Origin of the sequence: Pseudomonas kitaguniensis (genome assembly GCF_049199985.1) — a bacterium.
Lineage (GTDB): Bacteria > Pseudomonadota > Gammaproteobacteria > Pseudomonadales > Pseudomonadaceae > Aquipseudomonas > Aquipseudomonas kitaguniensis.
This window is the reverse complement of sequence record NZ_JBLZPT010000030.1, coordinates 1-24,822: the sequence shown is the minus strand read 5'-3', so window position 1 is coordinate 24,822 and position 24,822 is coordinate 1. Positions and strand designations below refer to the sequence as shown.

Below are 24,822 nucleotides of genomic sequence, written 5' to 3'. Positions count from 1 at the left end.
CACAACAATAAGCGGAGTTCTCACCATGAAAGCTGGAATGTCTTTGGCTGCTGCCGCGGCCCTCTCCCTGCTCGCCAGCAGTATCGCCCTGGCGGCCGATGGCAAGACCTACAAAATCGGCGCCGCCGTCTACGGCCTCAAGGGCCAGTTCATGCAGAACTGGGTGCGTGAATTGAAGGAGCATCCGGCGGTCAAGGACGGCACGGTGCAACTGACCGTGTTCGACGGCAACTACGACGCGCTGACCCAGAATAACCAGATCGAAAACATGGTGACCCAGCGCTACGACGCCATCCTGTTCGTGCCGATCGACACCAAAGCGGGTGTCGGCACCGTGAAGCAAGCCATGAGCAACGACGTGGTGGTGATCGCCTCGAACACCAAAGTCGCCGATGCGGCCGTTCCGTATGTGGGCAATGACGACGTCGAAGGCGGCCGTTTGCAGGCTCAGGCCATGGTCGACAAGCTCAAGGGCCGAGGCAACGTGGTGATCATTCAAGGCCCGATTGGCCAGTCGGCGCAAATCGACCGCGAAAAAGGCGAGCTGGAAGTGTTGGGCAAGCACCCCGACATCAAGATCATCGAGAAAAAGACCGCCAACTGGGACCGCGCCCAGGCCATGACGCTGACCGAAGACTGGCTGAACGCCCACCCCAAAGGCATCAACGGTGTGATCGCGCAGAACGACGACATGGCCCTCGGCGCCGTGCAGGCGCTGAAATCGCACGGGTTGACCTCCAAAGAGGTGCCGGTGACTTCGATTGATGGCATGCCGGACGCGATCCAGGCGGCAAAAAGAGATGAAATCACCACCTTTTTGCAGGACGCGCAGGCGCAATCCCAAGGCGCGCTGGACGTGGCCTTGCGCGCGCTGGCGGGCAAGGACTATACGCCGCAGTCGGTGATCTGGCAGCGCTATGCCAAAGACCTGAAATGGGGCGATGGCACGGCCAAGAACTACATATTGCCGTGGGTGCCGGTGACCAACGCCAACGCCGACGCGCTGTACAAACAAGTCAGCGGCGGCAAGTAACGGCTGATCGTTCCCACGCCCCGCGTGGGAGTGCATGCCGTGACGCTGCGCGTTACTCAACATCGGGACGCAGAGCGTCCCAGGCGGCGTTCCTGCGCAGAGCGCGGGAACGATCAAAAAGTGGAGTCACTTACATGTCTGGATTCTGGAACCAAGCCTTCGACCTCAGTGGCCGTTGCGCAGTGATCACCGGCGGCGCCGCCGGGATCGGCCTGGCGTGTGCCAGCCTGCTGGTGGAGCGCGGCGCGCGCGTGGCCTTGCTCGACCGCGACCCGGCGGTGGCCGAAATCGCGGCCAGCCTGGGCGCCGGGCATTTGGGCATTGCCGTCGACCTCAGCCGGGTCGACCAGATACACAGCACCATCGACACCGTGTTCGAGCATTTCCAACGCCTGGATTACCTGATCAACAGCGCCGGCATCGCCCTGCTCGACAAGGCCATGGATGTCAGCGAAAGCGCTTGGGACAGCACGCTGGACATCAACCTCAAGGCCAGCTTTTTCGTGGCCCAGGCCTGCGCCAAACACATGCTCGCCGGCGGCCACGGGCGCATCGTCAACCTCGCCTCGCAGGCCGCCGTGATTGGCCTGGACCGCCACGTCGCGTACTGCGCCAGCAAGGCGGCAATCGTCGGCATGACCAAAGTATTGGCGATGGAATGGGCGCCGCAGATCAACGTCAACGCCATCTCTCCGACCATCGTCGAGACCGCGCTGGGTAAAAAAGCCTGGGCCGGTGAAGTCGGTGAGCGGGCCAAATTGCAGATCCCGGCAGGGCGTTTTGCGCAACCGGAAGAAATCGCCGGGCTCGCGCTGTACCTGCTCAGCGATGCCGCGCAAATGATCACCGGCGCCAACATGCTGATCGACGGCGGCTACAGCATTCAGTAATTCATCTTTTGTCGTGAGGTTTTGCCATGTCCAACGTCACCGAAAGCACACCCGAACTACGCGCGCCGGTCATCCCGAAAACCATGCAGGCCGTGGTTTGCCATGGCCCGGAAGACTACCGCCTGGAAACCGTCGACGTGCCCAGGCCTGGCCCCGATGAGATTCTGACCAAAGTCGAGCTGTGCGGCATTTGCATGGGCGACATCAAGACCTATCGCGGCGCGCCGTCGTTTTGGGGCGATGCCGAGCAACCGCGCTACGTCAAACCGCCAATGATTCCAGGGCATGAATTTGTGTGTCGCGTGGTTGCCCTCGGCCCCGGCGCAGAAAAGCGCGGAGTCAAGGTCGGCGACCGGGTGATCTCGGAACAGATAGTGCCGTGCTGGGGCTGCCGCTTCTGTAATCACGGGCAGTACTGGATGTGCCAGAAGCATGACCTCTATGGTTTCCAGAACAATGTGCAAGGCGCCATGGCGCAATACATGATTTTCACCAAGGAAGGCATCGTGCATCAGGTGCCGGACTCGATTGCGCCGGAAGAGGCGATTTTGATCGAACCGCTGGCCTGCTCACTGCACGCGGCGGAACGCGCCAATGTCGATTTCGACGACGTGGTAGTGGTGGCCGGCGCCGGCACGCTGGGCTTGGGCATTATCGGCGCGGTGCGCCTGCGCAACCCGAAAAAACTCATCGTACTGGACATGAAACCCGAGCGCGCCGCCCTCGCCCTGCGCATGGGCGCCGACGAGGTGTGGAACCCGGCCGAAGTCGACGTGCTGGCGAGGATCCGTGAAATTACCGGCGGTTACGGTTGCGATATTTATATCGAAGCCACCGGGCACCACAAAGCCGTGAACCAGGGCCTGGCGATGCTGCGCAAGCTGGGGCGTTTTGTTGAGTTCAGCGTGTTTAATGACGAGGCCACGGTGGACTGGTCGATCATTGGCGACCGCAAGGAACTGGACATCCTCGGCTCGCACTTGGGGCCGTACATGTACCCGCGCGCCATCGACTTTATCGGCAACCGCAAGATCGACATGCGCGACGTGGTGACCCACACGTTTGCACTGGCGGACTTCAAGGAAGCGTTCGCGGTGATGGAGCGCGGCGACAAATCGCTCAAAGTCGTTTTGCAACCCTGAACCCGAACAGCGCCGCCGCTTGATCTTTTGTGCCTTTGAAAACAACAACAGGACACCGCGTTATGAATCGAGTCATCAACGATCCAGACCAAGTGGTCGAAGACATGCTGCGCGGGATTCTGCTCGCGCACCCCGAACTGCACCAATTCGAAAGCAACCCGCGGGTGATCGTCAAAGCCGAACCGTCTGCGCAAGGCCGTGTCGGCATCGTCACCGGCGGCGGTTCAGGGCATGAACCGGCCTTCCTCGGCTATGTCGGCCCGGGCCTGGTGGACGCCGTGGCGGTCGGCGAGATTTTCTCCTCGCCCACCGCCAAAAGTTTCTTCGATGCCTTCCGCGCGGCCGAGCATGGCGCGGGCGTGGCCTGCCTGTACGGCAACTATGCCGGCGACAATATGAACGTGAAGCTGGCGATGAAAATGGCCGCCAGCAAAGACCTGCACATCCGCACCGTGGTGGCGAACGACGACGTGGCCTCCGCGCCCAAGGCCGAGATCGCTAAACGGCGCGGCGTGGCCGGGGAAATTTTCATGTGGAAGGTCGGCGGTGCCGCCGCCGCACACCAATATGATTTGGACGGGGTTATTCGCGTCGCGCAGAAGGCGGTGGACCACTGCCGCTCGATTGGCATCGGCCTGACGCCCTGCACCATTGCCGCCGTGGGCAAGCCGAATTTCCAGATTGCCGATGGCCAGATGGAATTGGGCATCGGCCACCACGGCGAGCCGGGCATTCAGGTCATCCCCATCGAAACCGCCGCTGCGATGGCCGAGCGCATGCTCGCGCCGATCCTCGCCGACCGCGATTTCAGCCAGGACGACAGCGTGGTGGTATTGGTCTCGGGCCTCGGCGCGACACCGGTGATGGAGCTGTACATTTTTTATGCCGAGGTGGAACGCCAGCTCAAGGCCAGGGGCTTGCAGATTCACCGTTGCTACGTGGGCAACTACTTCACCTCCCTGGAGATGATGGGCGTGACCCTGACCCTGCTCGGCCTCGACGCCGAACTGAAAACCCTGATCGACCACCCCTGCCGCTCCATCGGCATGACCCAGGCGGAATGAACCATGAGCGAGCATTTTTCCAGCGACGACGGCAGCGCCATCGTTGCCGACCTGGTCCGCGTGATCGTGGCCAACCGTGAATACCTCAGCGAAGTCGACGGCGCGATTGGCGACGGCGACCACGGCATCAACATGGCCAAAGGCTTCGCCGACTGCGGGCGCAACATCGAGGGCCGCCAATTGAGCCTCGCCGAAGCCCTGGATGAACTGACCTTGAGCCTGATGGAAGGCATCGGCGGCTCCATGGGCCCGCTGTACGGCAGCCTGTTCATTGGCATGGCCGATGAAGTGCGCAACCGCGAAGACATCGACGCCGCGACCTTTGCCGGTCTATTGCGCGGCGGCCTGACGTCGCTGCAAGACATCACCGAGGCCGGTGTGGGCGACAAGTGTTTGATGGACACGTTGATCCCGGCGGTTGAGGCCTTTGAGCGTGAGCATGCGCGTGGGGCGTCATTCAATCAGGCGCTGGAAGCGATGAAGCGCGCCGCGTCGCAAGGGCGTGATTCGACCAGAGACCTGGTGGCTAAAATCGGCCGTGCCAGCCGTTTGGGCGAGCGCTCATTGGGCGTGCTGGACGCTGGGGCGGTGTCGTGCTGCCTGATCCTGACGTGTTTGGCCGGTTCGGTTGAGCAGCGTTTGAGGTGATGTAGCAACGGGCTGGTGTGGCGAGGGGGCTCGCCACACCAGCCCGCTTGCCAGAATAAGCGTGCGGGGTGATGTGCTTCGGTTACCAGAAGCGCTGTTGCGTCAAACGGCTCCACCAAGTCAGCAACACGCGGTCCACCGAGCCGCTGGCGGCCAGGCCTACGCGTTCCTGCAGGCTCTTGCGCTCGGCATAGTGCAGGTGGAACACCTCGGCGCTCTTGGCCTTGGTGGCCAGGTATTCGTCGCTGGTTTGCAGCTCGTCGACCAGTTGCTTGTCGAGGGCTGCAACACCCAGCCACACCTCCCCGGTGGCCACGTCATCAATCGCCAACTGCGGGCGATAACGCGAGACGAAGTTCTTGAACAACTGATGCGTAATGTCCAGGTCTTCCTGGAATTTTTCGCGGCCTTTCTCGGTGTTTTCGCCAAACACCGTGAGCGTGCGTTTGTACTCACCGGCAGTCAGCACTTCAAAGTCAATATCGTGCTTTTTCAGCAAGCGGTTAACGTTGGGCAACTGCGCCACCACGCCAATCGAGCCGAGGATGGCGAACGGCGCGCTGATGATCTTCTCGCCGATGCACGCCATCATGTAGCCGCCGCTGGCCGCGACCTTGTCGATGCACACGGTCAACGGCACGCCGGCCTGGCGGATACGCGCCAGTTGCGAAGACGCCAAACCATAGCTGTGCACCATGCCGCCGCCGCTTTCCAGGCGCAGCACCACTTCGTCTTTCGCCGTGGCCAGGCTCAGCAGCGCGGTAATCTCATGGCGCAGGCTCTCGGTGGCCGAGGCTTTGATGTCGCCGTCGAAATCCAGCACAAACACCCGTGGCTTGGCCTCGGGTTTCTTCTTGCTGTTCTTCTTTTCGCTTTTGCTTTCGGACTTACGCAGGGCCTTGAGCTGGTCCTTGTCGAGCAAGCTCGACTCCAGGCGCTCACGCAGGCCCTTATAGAAGTCATTGAGCTTGCTGACCTGCAGTTGGCCGGCGGGTTTGCGACGGCCTTTGCTGCGCAGCGCCGCGAAACTGATCAACACCACGAGGATGGCGACCACCAGGGTGACGGTCTTAGCCAAAAAGCTTGCGTATTCAGCCAGAAAATCCATGTGACTCCTTACAGGTGCGGTTTACAGATGGCGGTGCGCCAGGCGCAGATTGCCCCAGCATACCGGCGCCACTGCGTTCGGGCCAGTGATCAAACCGCCACCAAGCGGGCTCCAAGGAGATTTTAAAACGAGCGTATGTTTTTCCATTGACAGCTTGCAGGCATCCTCATAACCTCGCCAGACTTTCAACGTACCGGGAAAACGGACGTGGGCAGCATTTACCTGATTCGACATGGCCAGGCCTCTTTCGGTGCAGACGACTACGACGTGCTGTCGCCCATCGGCGTGGAGCAGGCACACGTGCTCGGTCGCCATCTCGCAGCACTGGGCATAAGGTTCGACCGCTGTATCGCCGGCGACCTGCGCCGCCAGCAGCACACCGCTACCGCCGCTTTCGATCAGTACGCTGCCCTGGGCCTGCCGGTTCCGGCGCTGGAAATAGACGCTGCGTTCAATGAATTCGACGCCGAAGCGATCATCCGCGCCCTGCTCCCCGACCTGCTGGGCGCAGAACCCTGCGCCATAGAGGTTCTGCGCAACGCCGCGCAACACCGCAGCGAATTCCAGCGCATCTTCGCCCTGATTATCGAGCGCTGGCTGGCCGGCACGTATGACCCGCCGGGCCTGGAAAGCTGGCTGGGGTTTGTCGAACGGGTACAAGGTGGCCTGCAACGTATTCTTGAAGCGGCCGACAGCTCGCACAAAATCGCCGTGTTTACCTCCGGCGGCAGCATCACCGCCCTGCTCCATCTGATAACCCGAATGCCTGCCGCCCAGGCCTTCGAACTGAATTGGCAAATTGTTAACACCTCGCTCAACCAGCTGAAATTCCGTGGTCGCGAGGTGGCGCTGGCTTCCTTCAACAGTCATACCCACTTGCAACTGATGAAGGCGCCGCAGCTCATCACTTTCCGATGAAGTGCGGCCAACCGTGACCCCAAGGTCACTGGACTCAACCCTAAAGGATCGAAACCATGACTGACGTAGCTAAAGCTGTAGAAGCAATGAAAGCCAAATTCAACCCAAGCGCTGCTGAAGGCCTGGACCTGGTATTCGGTTTCCGTATTGACGATACCCAGAACTTCTCGCTGGTGGTCAAGGACAACACCTGCGAGCTGCTCGAAGGTGAAAACCCGGACGCCCAAGTGACCCTGGTGATGGACGGCGACACCCTGAAAGGCATCGTCAGCGGCGAAACCGATGGCATGCAGGCTTTTATGGGAGGCAAGCTGCGCACCGAAGGCGACATGATGCTGGCGATGAAGCTGAGCGAGCTGTTCCCGGCCTGATAACGCCGCGGCCCAAACAAAAATCCCGCCAACTGGCGGGATTTTTTGGTTAAAGCGGCGAGTTCAGGCCTTTATCGGTACATGCAGCAACAGCGCCACCAACGCGCTCCAGCCGGTTTGATGCGAAGCCCCCAGCCCACGCCCGGTCTCGCCATGAAAGTACTCATGGAACAGCACCAGATCGCGGCTGGCCGGGTCCGCCTGCAATTGCGCATACCCCGCCATCGACGGCCGCAGGCCATCTTCATCACGCAAAAACAACCGCGTCAGGCGTTGGCTGAGGCTGTCGGCCACTTCCTCAAGCGACGCCAGATAGCCGCTGCCGGTGGGGTATTCCACCGAGAAGTTATCCGCGTAGTAACGGTGAAACTCGCGCAGCGACTCAATCAGCATGTAGTTCACCGGCATCCATAACGGCCCACGCCAGTTGGAATTACCGCCGTACAAGCGTGAGTCGGATTCACCCGGCTGATAGCGCGCAGATAATGTGTCGCCATTCATCTTCAGCGCCAACGGCTGCTCGGCATAGGCTTTGGACAGAGAGCGCACGCCAAACGTCGACAAGAACTCGTTGTCATCGAGCATGCGCCGCAGCAGGTCTTTGGTGCGTTCGCCGCGCAACAGCGCCAGCAACAGGCGGTTACCCTGCCCCGGCTCGTTCCAGCGCGAGACCAACTTGGCAAGGTCCGGCCGGTGCTGCATGAAACCCAACAGCCGCTCGCGCAAACCGTCCAAACCTTCATGTTCGCGCTGCTCCAGCACCAGCACCGCAAACAACGGCATCAAGCCGACGATGGAACGCAGGCGCACCGGCTCGTTCTGGCCGTCGGGACGATGCAGCACGTCATAGAAGAACAGATCCTGCTCATCCCACAGCCCTTCGGCGCTGTCGTCGACCCGGTTGATGGCCCCGGCGATGTACAAAAAGTGCTCGAAAAACTTCACCGATATATCCACGTACACGGCGTTCCGCTTGGCCAGTTCCAGGCCCATGCGCATCAGGTCCAGCGCATAGGCGGCGACCCACGCGGTGCCGTCGGCCTGATCCAGTTGATAACCCGGCGGCAACGTGGCCGAGCGGTCGAACAAGGCGATGTTATCGAGCCCCAGAAAGCCGCCCTGGAACAGGTTGCGCCCTTCGGCATCCTTGCGGTTGACCCACCAGGAAAAATTCAGCAGCAGCTTGTGGAAAATCCGCTCCAGGAAATCCAAATCGCCTACACCGGTCAACGCCTTGTCTTGCTGATACACGCGCCAACTGGCCCAGGCATGCACCGGCGGGTTGGCGTCGTCGAACCGCCATTCATACGCCGGCAGTTGGCCGTTGGGGTGCATGAAGCGGTCCTTCACCAACAGCAGCAACTGTTGCTTGGCATACTCAGGGTCGATCAGTGCGATGGCCACCGCCTGAAAGCCTTGGTCCCACGAGGCATACCACGGATATTCCCATGTGTCGGGCATGGACAGGATGTCGAAGTTGGACAAATGCCGCCAATGCGTGTTGCGTATATGCAGGCGCTCAGGCGGTGGCGCGGGCTGGGCCGGGTCGCCGTCGAGCCATTGGTTCACGTCAAAATAGTAGAGCTGTTTGGACCACAGCAAACCGGCCAATGCCTGGCGCTGCACGTTGCGCGCGTCTTCATCGGCAATCCCGTGTTGCAGGGCCGCATAAAAGTCGTCGGCCTCCTGTCGGCGTTGTTCAAACAGCTTGCGCGCGTTGACCTGCGGCGCGTCGGCTGGCGCAAAACGCAGGTACAGGCTTTTACTTTCCAGGCCCGCCAGCTCAACAATAAAGCGCGCGGCGACCTTGGTACCGGCGTCGCGACGAATCGCCGATTGAACGCCGCCCACCACGTAGTCGTTGATGCCATCCTTGAACGGCCCCGGCGCAGGCTGCCCGTCCAGCTTGGGGTAATTGCTCTCGTTCTCGCAGAACAGCCACTCCACGCCGTTCTGGCCCCACGCACTGAGGTAGCGGTCAGGCAGTTCAGGGTGACACGCCAGCACATGCTCAGCGTCCAGCCGCAATTGCGGCTTGGCGGCATCAAGCGTCCAGCTCCAGTCATTGCGCGCCCACACTTGGGGCAGCACCTGCAGGCGCGTCGGTTGGTCCGAGCGGTTGTGCACGGTAACCCGCATAAAAATATCGTCAGGCTGATGCTTGGCGTATTCGACGCTGACATCGCAGTAGCGATTGTCCTCGAACACGCCCGTGTCGAGCACCTCGTACTCGGCATCTGCAAGCCCTCGGCGGGCGTTTTCGGCGGTCAGGTCGGCATACGGAAAGGCCGCGTGCGGGTACTTGTAGAGCATGCGCATATAGGCATGGCTGGGCACGCCGTCGACAAAAAAGTACAGCTCCTTGACGTCTTCACCGTGGTTGCCCTCGGCGTTATTCAGGCCGAACAGGCGCTCCTTGATAATGCTGTCGCGCTCGTTCCACAGCGCCAGGCCGAGGCACCAGCGTTGCGCCTTGTCGCTGAACCCGGCCAGGCCGTCCTCGCCCCAGCGGTAGGCGCGGCTGCGTGCATGTTCATGTGGGAAATACGCCCAGGCGTCGCCGTCTGCGCTGTAGTCCTCGCGCACCGTGCCCCATTGGCGCTCACTTAAATACGGCCCCCACTCGCGCCAGCGTTCGGCCTGTTGGGTTGCCAGGCGCTGGCCTTCAATCGTTTCAAGGATATGGGTTGCGGGGGTGGCCGTCATCGGGTCCTCCATCACTGGCACAGTTGGGGGCAGTGTAGAACCCATGCGCGCCCGGATGCACATGAAGTCTGCGGCGTGCGCACAAAAAACACCCTCACGCGTCTGCGCTGCCAATCGTTTCAGTCATTTGAAGAATGAAGTCCTGAGGAATCTTCGTTTGCAACACTGCCGCAAGCTCAACAAAATCCTCAGAACGGCCCACTCAGCGCCACAGCGTTCAGGAATTTTTCTATGCCAAATGCCGCCCATGTCAGCCCGGACGCGATTCGCAAGGCCTTTTCCAAGGCCATGTCCGACATGTACCGCGATGAAGTGCCGCTGTATGGCGCGTTGATGGAGCTGGTCACGGCGACCAACGCCCACGCGCTGGAGAATGATTCGGCCCTGGCCCGGCAGTTACAACGCACCGCAGAGATCGAGCGGCTGGGCATGGAACGCCACGGCGCGATCCGCTTGGGCAGCGCTGAGGAACTGGCCACCATCAGCCGCTTGTTTGCGGTGATGGGCATGCAACCGGTGGGTTATTACGACCTCACGCCGGCCGGGGTTCCGGTGCACTCCACGGCGTTTCGCGCCGTGCATGAACGCGCGCTGCAGGCCAGCCCGTTCCGCGTGTTTACCTCATTGCTGCGCCTGGAACTGATCGAAAATCCCCAACTGCGCGCCTTCGCCGAAAGCGTTTTGGCCAAACGCAAGATCTTTACCCCCGGCGCCTTGGCGCTGATTGAACAGGCCGAGCGGCACGGCGGCCTGAACACGACGCAGGCTGATGAATTTGTCCGTCAGGCCCTGGAAACCTTCCGCTGGCACCCCACCGCCACCGTCACGAGCGCGCAGTACCAGCAACTGAGCAACCAACATCGTTTGGTCGCCGACGTGGTGGCGTTCAAAGGCCCGCACATCAACCACCTGACCCCGCGCACGCTGGACATCGACCACGTCCAGGCGGCCATGCCCGGCAAAGGCATCACGCCCAAAGCGGTGATCGAAGGACCGCCGCGCCGTCACTGCCCGATCCTGCTGCGCCAAACCAGTTTCAAGGCCCTCGACGAGCCGATCGCCTTCACCGACGCCCAAGGCAGCCACAGCGCTCGCTTTGGCGAAATCGAACAGCGCGGTGTGGCGCTCACGCCCAAGGGCCGCGCGCTGTATGACCAACTGCTGAACGCCGCGCGCGATGAGCTGGGCGCGTTCCCGACTGAGGCGAATGCCGCACATTATGTGCACTTGCTGGAAGCGCATTTCGAGGCCTTCCCCGACACCCACACGCAGATGCGCGAACAGGGCCTGGCGTATTTTCGCTACTTCGCCACCGAGCAAGGTCTGGCGGCACGCGGCCAAGCCAATCAACCGCAAACGCTGGACGCGCTGATTGCGGCCGGCCACGTCGACGTGGAGCCGCTGGTGTATGAGGATTTTCTGCCGGTAAGTGCGGCGGGTATTTTTCAGTCGAATTTGGGCGATGCCGCGCAAAGCCACTATGCGGCGAATTCGAACCAGGCCGAATTCGAGCAGGCGCTGGGCCGCAAGACGATTGACGAGTTGCAGCTGTATGGCGAGACGCAACAGCGCTCAATGGATGAATGCATCCAAGCGCTGCTGGCCTGAAACACCCAAGCGCTGCTAGCCTGAAAGAAGAGTGCCCGCCCGGCTCAACAGCGCAATCCTTGCGCCCTACAGCCCCCAGAGCCGAGCGGACGGTGCGCATCATAATCAGGCAAAAGCGCCTTGTCCTTCAGACAATTCTGAATAAATATTACCGCCTTGCTGCAGGCGTGCGCGCGCTCGCGCCTAGCCCAGTTGCAGCACAATTTTGTCTTTAACCAGCAAGCGCTTTTTCTTGAGCTTCTCCAACGCTTCATCGGCCCCGCCTGACGACTCGAAAGCCAGCACCTCCTTATCGGCGGCCTCGTATTGCTCAAGCAGCGAATTCAAACGGTCATCGCGCCTCCTGCGTTCGTGAACGACTTCCTTGGTCAAACCCAAATCCTGATACAGGTCGTGTTTCACTGGCATGGAGTACCTCCGCATGTTGATCAATGGCCTACGCTCTTGAAGCTAGACCATTCTTGGGCGGCTTGTCATTTTTGCGCTCGGCGCGGCCCCGTTCGTCGCTGCCATGGCGATGGGATCAAACCTTTGCCGCCCACTGCCCTCCACTGTAAATCGCCACCCGAGGGAGAACGGCTTCATGAATCACGCTGCCACTGCTGTCGACACGCACTGCATCAACACACTTCGCACGCTGGCCATGGACGCCGTGCAGAAGGCCAATTCCGGCCACCCCGGCACGCCCATGGGCCTGGCGCCGGTCGGTTACACGCTGTGGAGCCGGTTCCTGCGTTACCACCCCGAGCATCCCGATTGGCCTAACCGCGACCGTTTTGTGTTGTCGGTGGGGCATGCATCGATGCTGTTGTATTCGCTGCTGCACCTGGCGGGCGTGGTTGAGATTGATGCCCACGGCAAGCGCTCCGGCCAACCGGCAATCAGCCTGGACGACATCAAGCAGTTCCGGCAGATGGGTTCGAAAACCCCCGGCCACCCCGAATACCGCATGACCACCGGCGTTGAGACCACCACCGGCCCGCTTGGTCAGGGCTGCGCCAACAGTGTGGGCATGGCCATGGCCGAGCGTTGGCTGGGCCAGCGTTTCAACCGCGAGGGCAAGGCGCTGTTCGATTACAACGTCTACACCCTGTGCGGTGACGGCGACATGATGGAGGGCATCAGCAGCGAAGCGGCCTCGATGGCCGCGCATTTGAAGCTCGCCAACCTGTGCTGGATCTACGACAACAACACCATCAGCATTGAGGGCCACACCGAGCTTGCCTTCAGCGAAGACGTGATCAAGCGTTTCCAGGCCTACGGCTGGCATACCGTGCACGTGACCGACGCCAACGATTTGCAAGCCCTGAGCAACGCCCTGGAGACGTTCAAAGCCAACACCGGTGCGCCGACCCTGATTGTGGTCGACAGCGTGATCGGCTACGGCTCGCCCCACAAACACAACACCGCTGCTGCCCACGGCGAACCGCTGGGCGAGGAAGAAATTCGCCTGACCAAAGCCGCTTACGGCTGGCCGCAGGATTCAAGCTTCCTGGTGCCCGATGAGACGCGCACGGTACTGCGTGACGCGCTGCTTGAGCGCAGCCAGCCTCTGTATGAAGAATGGACCCGGCACCTGGCGCAACTTGAACAACACGAACCGCCATTGGCCGATGAACTGCGCCGCATGCGCGCCGGTGAAATGCCGGAGCAATGGCAAGCGGCGTTGCCGACCTTTGACACCGACGCCAAGGGCGTCGCCAGCCGTGCCGCCGGTGGCGAGGTGCTGAATGCCTTCGCGCAGCAAATCCCCTGGCTGCTGGGCGGCTCGGCGGATTTGTCACCGTCGACCAAGACCAACCTCACCTTCGACGGCGCCGGGCGTTTCAGCGCGGACGACTACAGCGGGCGCAACCTGCATTTTGGTATCCGCGAACACGCCATGGGCGCGATTGCCAATGGCATGGCGCTGTCGTACCTGCGGCCCTACACCTCGACGTTCCTGGTGTTCAGCGACTACATGAAACCGCCGATCCGCCTGGCGGCAATCATGGAATTGCCGGTGGTGTTTGTGTTTACCCATGACTCCATCGGCGTGGGTGAAGACGGGCCGACGCATCAGCCGATCGAGCACCTGACGCAACTGCGCGCGACGCCGGGGTTGCTGACGTTGCGACCTGGCGATGCGAATGAAACCCTGGAGCTGTGGAAGGTCGCGCTGGCGCAGACTGATCGGCCAAGTTGCGTGGTGTTGTCGCGTCAGGCATTGCCAACGCTGGACCGTACGAAGTACGCGAGCGCCTCGGGTGCAGCCAAAGGGGCTTATGTTTTGGCGAGTGCTGATGAGCCCAAGGTGCTGCTGTTGGCGACCGGCAGCGAGGTCAGCCTGGCGGTGGCGGCTTATGAGCAGTTGAAGGCCGAAGGGATCGCCGCGCAGGTGGTATCGATGCCGAGCTGGGAGCTGTTTGAAGACCAGGACCAGGCGTACCGTGACAGCGTTTTGCCGCCGGCGGTGAAAGCCCGGGTGGTGGTGGAACAGGCCGGGCCACTGGGCTGGGACCGGTATGTCGGGCAGACCGGCGCCAAGGTGGTGATGAACAGCTTTGGCGCCTCGGCGCCGCTGGCCAAGCTGCAGGAGAAGTTCGGGTTTACGGCTGAAAATGTGGTGAAGTTGGCCAAGGAGCAGATTCAACTCGCGCAGGGTTGAGTGTGCGGGGCGCTTCTCAGATCAAAATCAAGATCACAAGCAGGCGCCCCGAAAGCCGACCCAATCCCACCCCGAACTCGGTCAAACTGTGGGAGGGGGCTTGCTCCCGATGGCGGTGGGTCAGTCAATTCATGTATCAACTGTAAAACTGCTATCGGGGGCAAGCCCCCCCCCACAACAAGCAGAAGCAGATCTGCTGTGTATGTAAAACCCGCCCTTGATCTGCTTCAACCACTCAGATGTAGATGGCCTCCCACAGTTTTGGGCTTGAGATATTGGACTAACCCCCCTCTGGGCTCAGCTCAATTCCCTGGCCAGAAACGGCGCCGTGCGGCTGGTCTTGCTTTTAGCCACTTTCCAGGGCTCGCCGCTGGCAACCACCTTGCCGCCAAGATCGCCAGCCCCTGGGCCGATGTCGATCACCCAGTCACTCTGCGCCACTACGCGCATTTCATGTTCCACCACAACCACCGTATGCCCCGCATCCACCAAGTGATTCAACTGGCTAAGCAGACGGTCAACATCGCGTGGGTGCAGCCCGGTTGTCGGCTCATCCAACACATACAAGGTTGCGCCGCGTGCGTTGCGTTGCAGCTCAGTCGCCAGCTTGATACGTTGCGCCTCGCCGCCCGACAACTCAGTCGCGGGCTGGCCTAGACGCAAATAACCCAGCCCGATGTCGCGCAATACCTGCAACGAGCGCAACACGCCAGGCTGTTCAGCAAACACCGCTACCGCCTGCTCCACCGTCAGCCCCAATACGTCGGCGATGCTCAACCCCTGCCATTTAATCGCCAAGGTCTCAGGGTTGTAGCGCGCGCCATGGCAGGTCGGGCACGGCGCGTACACGCTTGGCATAAACAGCAACTCGACGCTGACAAAGCCTTCACCTTCACACTGCGGGCAGCGGCCCTTGGCGACGTTGAACGAGAACTGCCCCGCGTCATAACCGCGCTTCTTCGCCGCCGGCATCGCGGCGAACAGCTTGCGCACGTTGTCGAACAGCCCGGTGTAGGTCGCAAGGTTGGAGCGCGGTGTGCGGCCGATGGGTTTCTGGTCGACCTGCACCAAGCGGCGGATGTGCTCAAGCCCGGCACTGATGCGCCCGCCGCTGCTTTGCGGGGTGTCGTCTTCCAGGCTCGGTTCTTCGTCGTTTTCGACCACGCGGCCGAGGCCGGTGCCCACCAGTTCCAGCAGCGCCTGGCTGACCAGGCTGGATTTGCCCGAACCGGAAATACCGGTCACTGCGGTAAAGCAGCCCAGCGGGAAAGCCACGCTCAGGTCATTGAGGTTATTGCGCGTCACGCCTTCCAGCTTCAACCAGCCTGTGGGCTCACGTCGCGACTGGCTTGGCACGCTGCGTTCGGCGAATAAATACGCGCGTGTCTGCGACGCCTCGACCTCGGCCAAACCGGCGGGCGGGCCGCTGTACAGCACGTGCCCGCCATGCTCGCCGGCGGCTGGCCCTACGTCGATCAACCAATCGGCGCGGCGCATGGTTTCCAGGTCATGCTCCACCACAAACAACGAATTGCCTGCGGCTTTCAAACGCTCGAGCGCGGTGAATAACGCCTCGCCGTCCGCCGGGTGCAGCCCCGCTGACGGTTCATCCAGCACATAGATCACGCCGAACAATTGCGAGCCCAACTGCGTGGCCAGGCGCAAGCGTTGCAACTCGCCGGATGACAAGGTCGGCGTGCTGCGCTCCAGCGACAAATAGCCCAGGCCCAAGTCGGTCAAGGTGCTCACCCGCTCAAGCAAATCCTGGGCGATGCGCTGGGCGGCCAGGCGTTTTTCCACTGACAATTTCATTTTGTCCTGCCCCGCCGCGACCGGCCGCAGCAACTCGGCCACCTGCGCCAGCGACAGTTGCGACAGCTCGCCAATATCCACCCCGGCAAACTTCACCGACAGCGCCGCCTTGGTCAGCCGCTTGCCTTCGCACAAGGGGCAGGCGCTGCCTTGCATGAACTGCGCGACGCGCTTTTTCATCAGCGCACTTTGCGTGTGGCTGAAGGTGTGCAAAATATAGCGCCGCGCGCCGCTGAACGTGCCCTGGTAACTCGGCTCCAGCTTGCGCTTCAGCGCCTCGCGGGTTTGCTCCGGGGTGAAGCCTGCGTACACCGGCACGGTCGGGGTTTCTTCGGTGAACAAAATCCACTCGCGCTGCTTTTTCGGCAGGTCGCGCCAAGGCTTATCGACGTCATAGCCGAGGGTCACCAAAATGTCGCGCAGGTTCTGCCCTTGCCACGCCAACGGCCAGGACGCCACCGCGCGCTGGCGAATCGTCAGGGACGGATCGGGCACCATCAGCGCCTCGGTCACTTCGTACACGCGGCCCAGCCCATGGCATTGCGGGCAGGCGCCTTGCGGCAGGTTCGGCGAAAAGTCTTCGGCATACAGCATCGCCTGCCCCGCCGGGTAGCTGCCGGCACGCGAATAGAGCATGCGAATCAGGCTCGACAAGGTGGTGACGCTGCCCACCGAAGAGCGCGCGCTCGGCGTGCCGCGTTGCTGTTGCAGGGCCACGGCCGGTGGCAGGCCTTCAATGCTGTCGACATCCGGCACGCCAACCTGGTCAATCAGGCGCCGCGCATACGGCGCCACCGACTCGAAATAACGGCGCTGCGCCTCGGCGTATACCGTAGAAAATGCCAAGGACGATTTGCCCGAGCCCGACACGCCGGTGAAGACCACCAGCGCATCGCGGGGGATGTCCACATCAACGTTACGCAAGTTATGTTCACGGGCGCCGCGCACTCGGACAAACCCGAGGTGTTGGGCATTGATTGCAGGGATGTCACGCGGGGAAGTCATGGGCAACCTTGTCTGACTGTGAGCACGCTGCGCACCCGTTGCGTCAGTGCATCGGGGCTGTAGGGTTTGCTCAGCAGGTGAATATCGGCACTCAGCAAGTGATTGCTGGAGAGAATGTCGCGGGTATGGCCGGAGGTGAACAGCACCGCCACCGGCGGCATTTGGGCGCGAGCCCATTCGGCCAAATCAGTACTTTTGACCCGGCCGGGCATCACCACGTCAGTAAAAATCAGGTCCGGCTGCACACCGCTCTGCAAGGCGTGCATGGCGCGGTCGCCGTCCTCGGCCGTGAACACGGTGTAACCGGCCTGTTCAAGCACATCGACCACCGTTACGCGTACGTCGGCATTGTCCTCGACCACCAGAATCGTCTCTTGGCCGCCTTCGTGCAGCGGCGGTTCGACGTGGGTGTCTTGATTCTCTTCGCCCAGGCTGCGCGGGAAATACATCTGCACCACAGTGCCCTTGCCTTCCTCGCTCCACACCTCGACATGGCCACCGCTTTGGCGCACGAACCCGAACACCATGCTCAGGCCGAGGCCGGTGCCATGGCCTGAACGTTTGGTGGTAAAAAATGGCTCGAACACCCGCGCCAGAATCGCTGGCGACATGCCCACGCCGATGTCCGTCACGGCCAGGCGCACATATTCGCCGGGCGTGATGCTCTTGCCCACGCAGTCGTCGGGGTTGAGGATAATGTTTTCACCGGTGATGCGAATCACGCCCTCGCCGCGCATGGCGTCACGGGCATTGATCGCCAGGTTGAGCAGCGCGTTTTCGAGTTGGTTGCGGTCGACGCTGATAAACCAGGAATCTTGCGGCAGTTTCACATCGATATGGATGGTTTCGCCCAACGCACGCTGCAACAGCTCACCTAACCCTGCGTAGATGCGCTGCGGGTTATACACGGCGGGCGACAACGGCTGGCGGCGGGCAAACGCGAGCAGTTGCGACGACAGCTTGGCGCCGCGCTCCACCGCTGCGATAGCCGCCGTCACCCGCCGCTGAACCTGGGCATTCTCGGGCTCGTGCCGAGCCAGCAGGTGCAGGTTGCCGGCGATCACTTGCAGCAGGTTGTTGAAGTCGTGGGCCACGCCGCCGGTCAGCCCGCCGATGGCTTCCAGCTTTTGCGATTGACGCAACTGTTCTTCGGCAGCGGAACGCGCTTGCACCTCGGCAGCCACACGCTGCTCCAGGTTATGCGTCAATTCCCGGCGCAGGCGTTCGGAATTCACGTGGTCGGTGGTCTCCACCACAATCGCGAGTACACCGGCCGGTGCCTGGTCATCCCCGGCGACAGGGCTGTAGTAAAGGTCCATCCACACCGCTTCCGGCTTGCCGTTGCGCAGCAGCACCAGCTCCTTGTTGTTAAACGACAAGGTGCCACCGGCCAGGCAAGTGTTCATCACCTGCCGGTTGAACTCAGCCACTTCCGGCCAGCCCTGCTCCACCGGCGTGCCCAGCAGGTACGGATGGCGACCACCGGCAAACAGCGAATAGTGGTCGTTATAAATCATATAGCCAGCCCGCCCCCACAGCATCACCATGGGCATGGGTGATGCCAGCAGCATCTGCACGGCGCTGACCAGGCTAGTCGGCCAAGCGTCGATCGGGCCAAGGTCGGTGGCCGACCAGTCGAAGGCACGAATCCGCTGGGCCATTTCGCCACCCCAGCCTTCGCAGCCATGGGTGTTGGATAAAAAATGCATCAATGGGCTCTAGGGGAAGATAAGGGGAGATAAGCGGCGCAGTTGCACTGATAAAAACTTGGAGCCTGGCGGCCATAAATCGTTTCATTGCAGATAGCTTATCTGTGAAGGCTTGGGCAACGCCCCTCAGTGGAAATCGCGACTGCGCACATTGATCCCGTCCAGCAGCGGCGTCAGGTCGGTCAGGCGCCCGGCAATCAGGTGCCGCACCTCGCCCACCGCCTCCCAGCGCCCGTCGACTTTCAGCAGCCGCGAACCGACCAACGCCTGGCGCTGACGCTCGGCCAGGTCGCGCCAGACCACCACGTTGAGGTTGCCGAATTCGTCCTCCAGGGTCACAAAAGTCACCCCGCTTGCCGTGCCAGGGCGTTGCCTGCCGGTGACCAGCCCGGCCACGCTGACGTTGCGCCCATGCTCCACCGACATCAGTTCAAGCGAGCTGCGGCAGCGGCGTTTACCCAATTCGCCGCGCAACAACGCCAACGGATGCGGCCCGAGTGTGGTACCCAGCGTGGCGTAATCGGCCTGCAGGTCTTCGCCGACCGTGGGTGTGGGCAGCTCCACCGCCGCTTCATCCGGGCTCGGCAAGCCGCTGAATAAGCCGAGTTGTTTGTGCACGCCCGCCACGTTCCAGCGCGCCTGGTGCCGGTTGCCCGCCAACGCGCGCAAGGCGCCCGCGTCCGCCAGCAACGCTTGGGCACGCGCATCCAGCCCGGCGCGTTCATCCAGGTCGGCAATGTCGCTGAACGCACGGCGCTGACGTACCGTTTCAAGGCGCCGCCCCTCTTCCTCGCGAAACCCCGAAATCATGCGCAAGCCCATGCGAATCGCCGGTTGCTGGCCGTCGATCGGCTCCAGGCTGCAATCCCAGTCACTCGCCTGCACATCCACCGGGCGAATCTGCAAGCGATGGCGCCGCGCATCCTGCAGGATCTGGTCCGGGCTATAAAAACCCATGGGCCAGCTATTGATCAGCGCACAGGCGAAGGCCGCCGGTTCATGGCATTTGAGCCAGCAACTGGCGTAGGTCAGCAAGGCAAAACTGGCCGCATGCGACTCGGGAAAGCCATAGCTGCCAAAGCCTTTGATCTGCTCGAAAATCTGCGCGGCAAAGGCCTCGCTGTAGCCGTTTTTCAGCATGCCGATGCGCAGGCGCTCTTGATGCGGCTCCAGGCCGCCGTGGCGTTTCCAGGCGGCCATGGAGCGGCGTAACTGGTCGGCCTCGCCGGGGCCATAGTCGGCGGCGACCATGGCGATTTGCATGACTTGCTCCTGAAACAACGGGATGCCCAACGTGCGCTCCAGCACTGCTTTTAATTGCGGCGACGGGTAGGTTGTCGGCTCTTCCTTATTCCGCCGCCGCAGATACGGGTGCACCATGCCGCCCTGAATCGGCCCGGGCCGCACAATCGCAACTTCAATCACCAAGTCGTAAAATGTTTGCGGTTTGAGCCTGGGCAGCATCGACATCTGCGCGCGTGACTCGATCTGGAACACGCCGAGGGTGTCGGCTTTGCTGATCATCGCGTAGGTCGCCGGGTCTTCCTTGGGGATCGTCGCCAGCGACAGGTCGCGATGGCGATGGCGGCGCAGCAAGTCGAAACAGCGGCGGATCGCGCTGAGCATACCCAGCGCAAGAATATCCACCTTGAGCAGGCCGACGGCATCAAGGTCGTCTTTGTCCCACTGAATAATGGTGCGCTCTGCCATGGCGGCGTTTTCCACCGGCACCAGCGTGTCCAGCGGGTATTCGGAAATCACAAAACCGCCGGGGTGCTGGGACAGGTGCCGAGGAAAGCCGATCAGTTGTTGGGTCAGCGTGAGCACGCGGCGCAGGACCGGGCTTTGCGGGTCGAAGCCGCCTTCACGCAGGCGCTCAAGGGGCGGCGCGTCATCACTCCAGCGCCCGCAACACTCGGCCAGCGCATTGATTTGATCCGGCGGCAAGCCCAAGGCCTTGGCCACATCGCGCACCGCGCCGGCGGCGTGGTAACTGCTGACCACTGCGGTTAACGCCGCGCGGGTACGGCCGTAGCGCTGGAACACGTATTGCAGCACTTCTTCACGGCGTTCGTGTTCGAAGTCGACGTCGATGTCCGGTGGCTCATTGCGCTCCTTGGACAAAAAGCGTTCGAACAACATGCTCGTCAGGCTCGGGTCGATTTCGGTAATGCCCAAGGCAAAACACACCGCCGAGTTGGCCGCCGAGCCTCGGCCCTGGCACAGGATCGAACGGCTGCGCGCGAAGCGCACAATGTCGTGCACCGTGAGGAAGTAGCTCTCGTAACCCAGCTCGCTGATCAACTGCAATTCCTTGTTGATCTGCGCCAGGGTCTTGGCGTCGACACCCTGCGGCCAACGCTGGGCGATGCCTGCTTCGGTCACGGCGCGCAACCACGATTGGGCGTCATGGCCTTCGGGCACCAACTCGCGCGGGTAGTGGTAGCGCAATTGGCTCAAATCAAAGGTGCAGCGCTGCGCAATGGCCAGGGTTTCGTCGCGCAACGTTTGCGGGTACAGCGCGGCCACGGCGTCGAGGCTGCGTAAATGCCGCTCGCCATTGGGGTGCAGGCGCGTGCCCGCTTCGGCCACCGGCACGTGATGGCGGATGGCAGTCATGGTGTCTTGCAGGGCACGCCGGCCACGCGCATGCATGTGCACATCGCCGCACGCCACCGCGGGTATTTTCAGGCTCGCGGCCAGGGCCAAACGTTGCTCCAAATAGCGCGCATCGTCCTGGCCGCAATGCAGGTGCACCGCCAGCCACAGGCGTTCGGCAAAGGTGCGCCGCAGCCATTGAATCGAGGCCTGGGTATCGCCGTCTTCGGCTACCCACAGCGCCAGCAGGCCGGGCAATGGCTGCTCGAAATCTTCTTGCAGCAGGCGATAGCGGCCTTTTTCGGCGCGGCGTCGGGCCAGCGTGATCAAGCGGCACAGGTGCTGGTAGCCGCTGAGGTTTTCCACCAGCAACACCAGTTTCGGGCCGTTCTCGATGCGCACCTCGCTGCCGATAATCAGCGGCAAACCCACCGCCTTCGCCGCCTGCCAGGCGCGCACGATGCCCGCCAAGGTGCACTCATCGGTGATCGCCAGGGCGCTGTAACCCTGGCGTTTGGCGCGTTCGAACAACTCCAGCGCACTCGACGCGCCGCGCTGGAAGCTGAAATTGGACAGGCAATGCAGTTCGGCGTAACTCATGCAAACCAGCCTTGCAGCCACAGCCCATCGCTTTGCCCCACGGTGCGGTAGGCCCAGCCTTGCTGACCGGCGCGGGTTTGGATCAGGTAGTAATCGCGGCGTACATCGGCGCCATCCCACCAGCCGGACTCGATGCGTTCCGGGCCCATTACTATCTGTACGCCCTGCTCGGCCAGCAAGGTCGGCGCGGGCAGCAACCAGCCGGGGCGTTGCACCTTGTTCAAGGTTGGGCACGCGCGATTATCGGCGGCCGCTTGCCAGGCGCACTCCGGGCGATGGTCGGCATGAAAACGCAGGCCTTGCACCGCCTCATCCCCCAGCCGCGCGCGCAGGCGTTCGCGCAATTGCTCCCACGGCAAGGTTTGTTGCGGGCGGTCGTCGAACAGGTCCTGGCGTTGCGGCACGAATACCGGCAGGTCTTGGGCGACCAAGCGAAAGCCGCGTACCGGCGCGCTGACGTGCACGTGCTCGAGGCGCCCTCGGGCCAATTCAAACAGCATCGCCGGTTCGCGCTCGGCGCTGAGCAGGCCAACCTTGATCACGCTGTCGGGCGCCCCGGCGTGTTCCAGGTGCAGGTCGAAACGTTGCACGCCACTGTCGCGGCCGCAGAGGAAAGCCGACAGGTCGCCTGTCAAGCGGCGCAAGGGAAACAGCAGCGCCTGGTGCGATTGCACGTCGAAATTCAACTCGATGCGTACATCAAACTGGTCCGGCGGCTGATAGAACGCCAGGGCCAGCGGCCGCTGCCCGCTCAACGCATCCAGGTGCTTGAGCACGCCGGCATCAAACCGCCGCGCCAAGGTATGCCGGGGCAGCGCTTGCACCTGGGCCAACGTGCGCAGGCCCATGCGCAACAACGCCGTGGCCGCCTGCGGGTCGAGGCCGGCGCGATCAATGGGCAGCGGCGCCAGGGCCTGCATCAATACCTGATCATCCGCCACGGCCAGGCCATCGTAGATATTGGCCAACGCGCGCGCCGCTGCCGGGTTAGGCGCAGCGACGATGCGGTGACGAAACCCCAGCTCGGTCAGCTCGTTACGCAAACGCGCCTCAAACTGCGGCCACGGCCCGAACAGGCCCAGGCTCGATTCGATTTCAAACAGCAAGGCGCGCGGGTAATACACGCTGACCTGAGAGCTGAAACGGTAGGCCCAGGCCGCCAGAAACTGCTGCCAGCGTTCAATCTCTGCGGGGTCATATTCAGCGCTGGCAAAGGTCTTGACCAGCGCATGCGCCGCCGTCAGCGATTGACCGGGGCGCAGGCCCAAGGCGCGGGCGGCGTGATTGACGGTTTGCAGCACGCGGCGTTGCGGCGTGCCGGCCAGCAACACCAAAGGTTGGTCTGGCTCGGGGTGCACACGCTGCACCCCGTCCAGCGCCAATTGCGGGAACACAATACACACCCAGCGCATGGCAACCTCAGTGCCCGGCCAGCGCAATCGGCGCCGGATGCGCCAAGCCGCCCCGGCACTTGAGCACGCGCACTTGGGCGGGTTTTGCCTCGACCGCCAAGCGCAAGGCAGCAGGTGATGAATTAACGGCCTCACTCAAGGAGCGCCACGCAAACGCCAGGGTCTGCCCGGTTTCTGCCGCCACTTGCAAGCGGCGCAAGGCACGGTCATCGGCCTTGTGCGGCCAGCACAATACGGCGCCGCAACTGCCCGAACGCAGGCACTGTTCCACCGCCCACAAGGCATCGCGCGCCTCGGCCTGGATCACCGAAAGCTGGCGCAAATCCACCCCGGCGTTCTGCCAGGCGTGGGGGTATGGGGTGTAAGGCGGCGCCACCAGCACAATGCGCTCACCCAGCGCCGATAACCGCGCCAGGGTTGGCAGTACCAATTGCAGTTCGCCGACGCCCTCCTTGGCCATCAGTATTTCGCTCAGCGCCGCTTCCGGCCAGCCGCCGCTGGGCAGCACCGCGTCCAGCGCCGCCAGCCCGGTAGGATGCACGCTGGCCGGTGCCGTGGCGGGCCGGCCCTTCCAGACGCGGCCGCCATTGAACAGCGCGTCCAGCGCAACGACGGCGCCCATCAGCCTTGCCTCACCAGGCCGCAGAAGACGCCTTCGATCGCCAGGTCCTGGTCTGGCCCTACCTCGATGGGTTGATACGCGGGGTTGCGCGGCAACAGGCGCACATGCTCGCCGTTGCGTTCAAAGCGCTTGATGGTGACTTCGCCGTCCAGGCGCGCCACCACGATTTGCCCGTTCAAGGCTTCGGCGCTGCGCCGTACGCCGACCAGGTCGCCGTCGAGGATGCCGTCTTCGATCATCGAATCGCCTTGCACCCGCAGCAAGTAGTCCGGGGCTTTCGCGAAGGTGCCGGGGTCGAGTTGCAAGCGGCTGTGCACTTCGGCGTCGGCGCCGATTGGCTTGCCTGCGGCGACGCGGCCGAGCACCGGCACATCCAGCCATTCGGGGCGTGCGGGCTGGTTGAGCAGGCGGATACCGCGAGCCTGGTTGGGGTTGACTTCGATAAAGCCGGCTTCGGTCAGCGCCAGCACGTGTTTGCGCGCGACGCTGCGAGAGGCGAAGCCAAAGGCTTCGGCGATTTCGGCGAGGCTCGGGGGCTGGCCTTGTTGCGCGATACGGTCGCGGATGAAGGTCAGGATGGCGGTGCGGCGGGGGGTCAGAGTTGTCATGGAGTACATTTGTACTCTTGTGGGAAATTTCTGACAATAGCCGTCAGTCGGGGTGGGCTTTTGGGGTTATTGAGTGCATGTCCGTTATTGAGTTTATGGCTTATATCGGTTCCGCTCTTACAGCGGGTCACTTTTGAAAGGACCCAAAACGCTCTTGCCCCACCACTCGGTGCCTCGCTGTGCCTCGGCATGCCCTCGTGGTTTAACGGGGCGTTTCTCAAATCAAGATCACAAGCCGAACTCAGTCAACTGTGGGAGCGGGCTTGCTCGCGATTGCGGTGTGTCAGTTGAAAAATATTTATCTGACACACCGCAATCGCG

The 24,822-nt window shown here is 62.3% G+C and carries 18 protein-coding genes; 9 read left to right on the top strand and 9 right to left on the bottom strand.

Annotated elements, in window-relative coordinates; all coding sequences use genetic code 11:
* Nucleotides 1-25: 25 nt before the first annotated feature.
* The 5 genes from ACOZK9_RS24695 to dhaL all read left to right on the top strand — a co-directional run bounded on the left by ACOZK9_RS24695 (nucleotide 26) and on the right by dhaL (nucleotide 4,777).
* Entirely contained in the window at nucleotides 26-1,033 is a 1,008-nt protein-coding gene (locus ACOZK9_RS24695; protein ID WP_421556802.1) for a substrate-binding domain-containing protein, read from the top strand.
* A 134-nt stretch (nucleotides 1,034-1,167) separates the two neighbouring features.
* Nucleotides 1,168-1,923 (top strand): SDR family oxidoreductase, encoded by a 756-nt coding sequence (locus tag ACOZK9_RS24690; RefSeq protein WP_421556801.1) that lies wholly within the window; start codon nucleotides 1,168-1,170, stop codon nucleotides 1,921-1,923.
* Nucleotides 1,924-1,949: 26 nt separating this feature from the next.
* The gene (locus ACOZK9_RS24685) at nucleotides 1,950-3,065 is read left to right on the top strand and encodes an MDR/zinc-dependent alcohol dehydrogenase-like family protein (protein WP_421556800.1); all 1,116 of its coding nucleotides are present in this window, start codon (nucleotides 1,950-1,952) and stop codon (nucleotides 3,063-3,065) included.
* A 62-nt stretch (nucleotides 3,066-3,127) separates the two neighbouring features.
* Nucleotides 3,128-4,129 (top strand): dihydroxyacetone kinase subunit DhaK, encoded by a 1,002-nt coding sequence (locus tag ACOZK9_RS24680; RefSeq protein WP_421556799.1) that lies wholly within the window; start codon nucleotides 3,128-3,130, stop codon nucleotides 4,127-4,129.
* A 3-nt stretch (nucleotides 4,130-4,132) separates the two neighbouring features.
* The gene (dhaL, locus tag ACOZK9_RS24675) at nucleotides 4,133-4,777 is read left to right on the top strand and encodes a dihydroxyacetone kinase subunit DhaL (RefSeq protein ID WP_152745204.1); all 645 of its coding nucleotides are present in this window, start codon (nucleotides 4,133-4,135) and stop codon (nucleotides 4,775-4,777) included.
* A gap of 82 nt (nucleotides 4,778-4,859) precedes the next feature.
* Here dhaL and sohB read toward each other — a convergent pair whose 3' ends face one another.
* Nucleotides 4,860-5,885 (bottom strand): protease SohB, encoded by a 1,026-nt coding sequence (gene sohB / locus ACOZK9_RS24670; RefSeq protein WP_058412619.1) that lies wholly within the window; start codon nucleotides 5,883-5,885, stop codon nucleotides 4,860-4,862.
* Nucleotides 5,886-6,092: 207 nt separating this feature from the next.
* Between sohB and ACOZK9_RS24665 the strand changes: the two genes are divergently transcribed.
* Together ACOZK9_RS24665 and ACOZK9_RS24660 are read left to right on the top strand one after the other, a co-directional pair.
* The gene (locus ACOZK9_RS24665) at nucleotides 6,093-6,803 is read left to right on the top strand and encodes a histidine phosphatase family protein (protein WP_058412620.1); all 711 of its coding nucleotides are present in this window, start codon (nucleotides 6,093-6,095) and stop codon (nucleotides 6,801-6,803) included.
* Nucleotides 6,804-6,859: 56 nt separating this feature from the next.
* Entirely contained in the window at nucleotides 6,860-7,174 is a 315-nt protein-coding gene (locus tag ACOZK9_RS24660; RefSeq protein WP_421556798.1) for an SCP2 sterol-binding domain-containing protein, read from the top strand.
* Nucleotides 7,175-7,237: 63 nt separating this feature from the next.
* On the opposite strand, the gene ACOZK9_RS24655 is transcribed toward ACOZK9_RS24660, so the two are convergent.
* Complete coding sequence (locus tag ACOZK9_RS24655) at nucleotides 7,238-9,880, bottom strand: MGH1-like glycoside hydrolase domain-containing protein (protein ID WP_421556797.1); 2,643 nt, start codon at nucleotides 9,878-9,880, stop codon at nucleotides 7,238-7,240.
* Nucleotides 9,881-10,111: 231 nt separating this feature from the next.
* On the opposite strand from ACOZK9_RS24655, the gene hglS reads away from it, so the two are divergent.
* On the top strand, nucleotides 10,112-11,488 hold the full coding sequence (gene hglS, locus ACOZK9_RS24650; protein WP_421556796.1) for a 2-oxoadipate dioxygenase/decarboxylase HglS: 1,377 nt from the start codon (nucleotides 10,112-10,114) through the stop codon (nucleotides 11,486-11,488).
* Nucleotides 11,489-11,671: 183 nt separating this feature from the next.
* Here hglS and ACOZK9_RS24645 read toward each other — a convergent pair whose 3' ends face one another.
* Complete coding sequence (locus ACOZK9_RS24645) at nucleotides 11,672-11,896, bottom strand: DUF465 domain-containing protein (protein ID WP_058412624.1); 225 nt, start codon at nucleotides 11,894-11,896, stop codon at nucleotides 11,672-11,674.
* Between the two features lie 175 nt (nucleotides 11,897-12,071).
* Here ACOZK9_RS24645 and tkt point away from each other — a divergent pair, with 175 nt between their 5' ends.
* Entirely contained in the window at nucleotides 12,072-14,135 is a 2,064-nt protein-coding gene (gene tkt / locus ACOZK9_RS24640) for a transketolase (protein WP_421556795.1), read from the top strand.
* Nucleotides 14,136-14,432: 297 nt separating this feature from the next.
* Here tkt and uvrA read toward each other — a convergent pair whose 3' ends face one another.
* From uvrA to lexA, 6 genes are all read right to left on the bottom strand, one after another.
* Nucleotides 14,433-16,952, bottom strand: coding sequence for an excinuclease ABC subunit UvrA (gene uvrA, locus ACOZK9_RS24635; protein WP_421556794.1), 2,520 nt, complete (start codon nucleotides 16,950-16,952; stop codon nucleotides 14,433-14,435).
* Nucleotides 16,949-18,661: an ATP-binding protein gene (locus tag ACOZK9_RS24630; protein WP_421556793.1), complete on the bottom strand. Its 1,713-nt coding sequence runs from the start codon at nucleotides 18,659-18,661 to the stop codon at nucleotides 16,949-16,951. Before ACOZK9_RS24630 ends, uvrA begins: the two co-directional genes overlap by 4 nt.
* Nucleotides 18,662-18,787: 126 nt before the next feature.
* On the bottom strand, nucleotides 18,788-21,859 hold the full coding sequence (locus ACOZK9_RS24625) for an error-prone DNA polymerase (RefSeq protein ID WP_421556792.1): 3,072 nt from the start codon (nucleotides 21,857-21,859) through the stop codon (nucleotides 18,788-18,790).
* Complete coding sequence (locus ACOZK9_RS24620) at nucleotides 21,856-23,271, bottom strand: Y-family DNA polymerase (RefSeq protein ID WP_152746087.1); 1,416 nt, start codon at nucleotides 23,269-23,271, stop codon at nucleotides 21,856-21,858. Before ACOZK9_RS24620 ends, ACOZK9_RS24625 begins: the two co-directional genes overlap by 4 nt.
* A 7-nt stretch (nucleotides 23,272-23,278) precedes the next feature.
* The gene (imuA, locus tag ACOZK9_RS24615) at nucleotides 23,279-23,893 is read right to left on the bottom strand and encodes a translesion DNA synthesis-associated protein ImuA (protein WP_058412630.1); all 615 of its coding nucleotides are present in this window, start codon (nucleotides 23,891-23,893) and stop codon (nucleotides 23,279-23,281) included.
* Nucleotides 23,893-24,510, bottom strand: coding sequence for a transcriptional repressor LexA (gene lexA, locus ACOZK9_RS24610; protein ID WP_058412631.1), 618 nt, complete (start codon nucleotides 24,508-24,510; stop codon nucleotides 23,893-23,895). The genes imuA and lexA overlap by 1 nt, the downstream gene beginning before the upstream one ends.
* Between the last annotated feature and the right edge of the window lie 312 nt (nucleotides 24,511-24,822).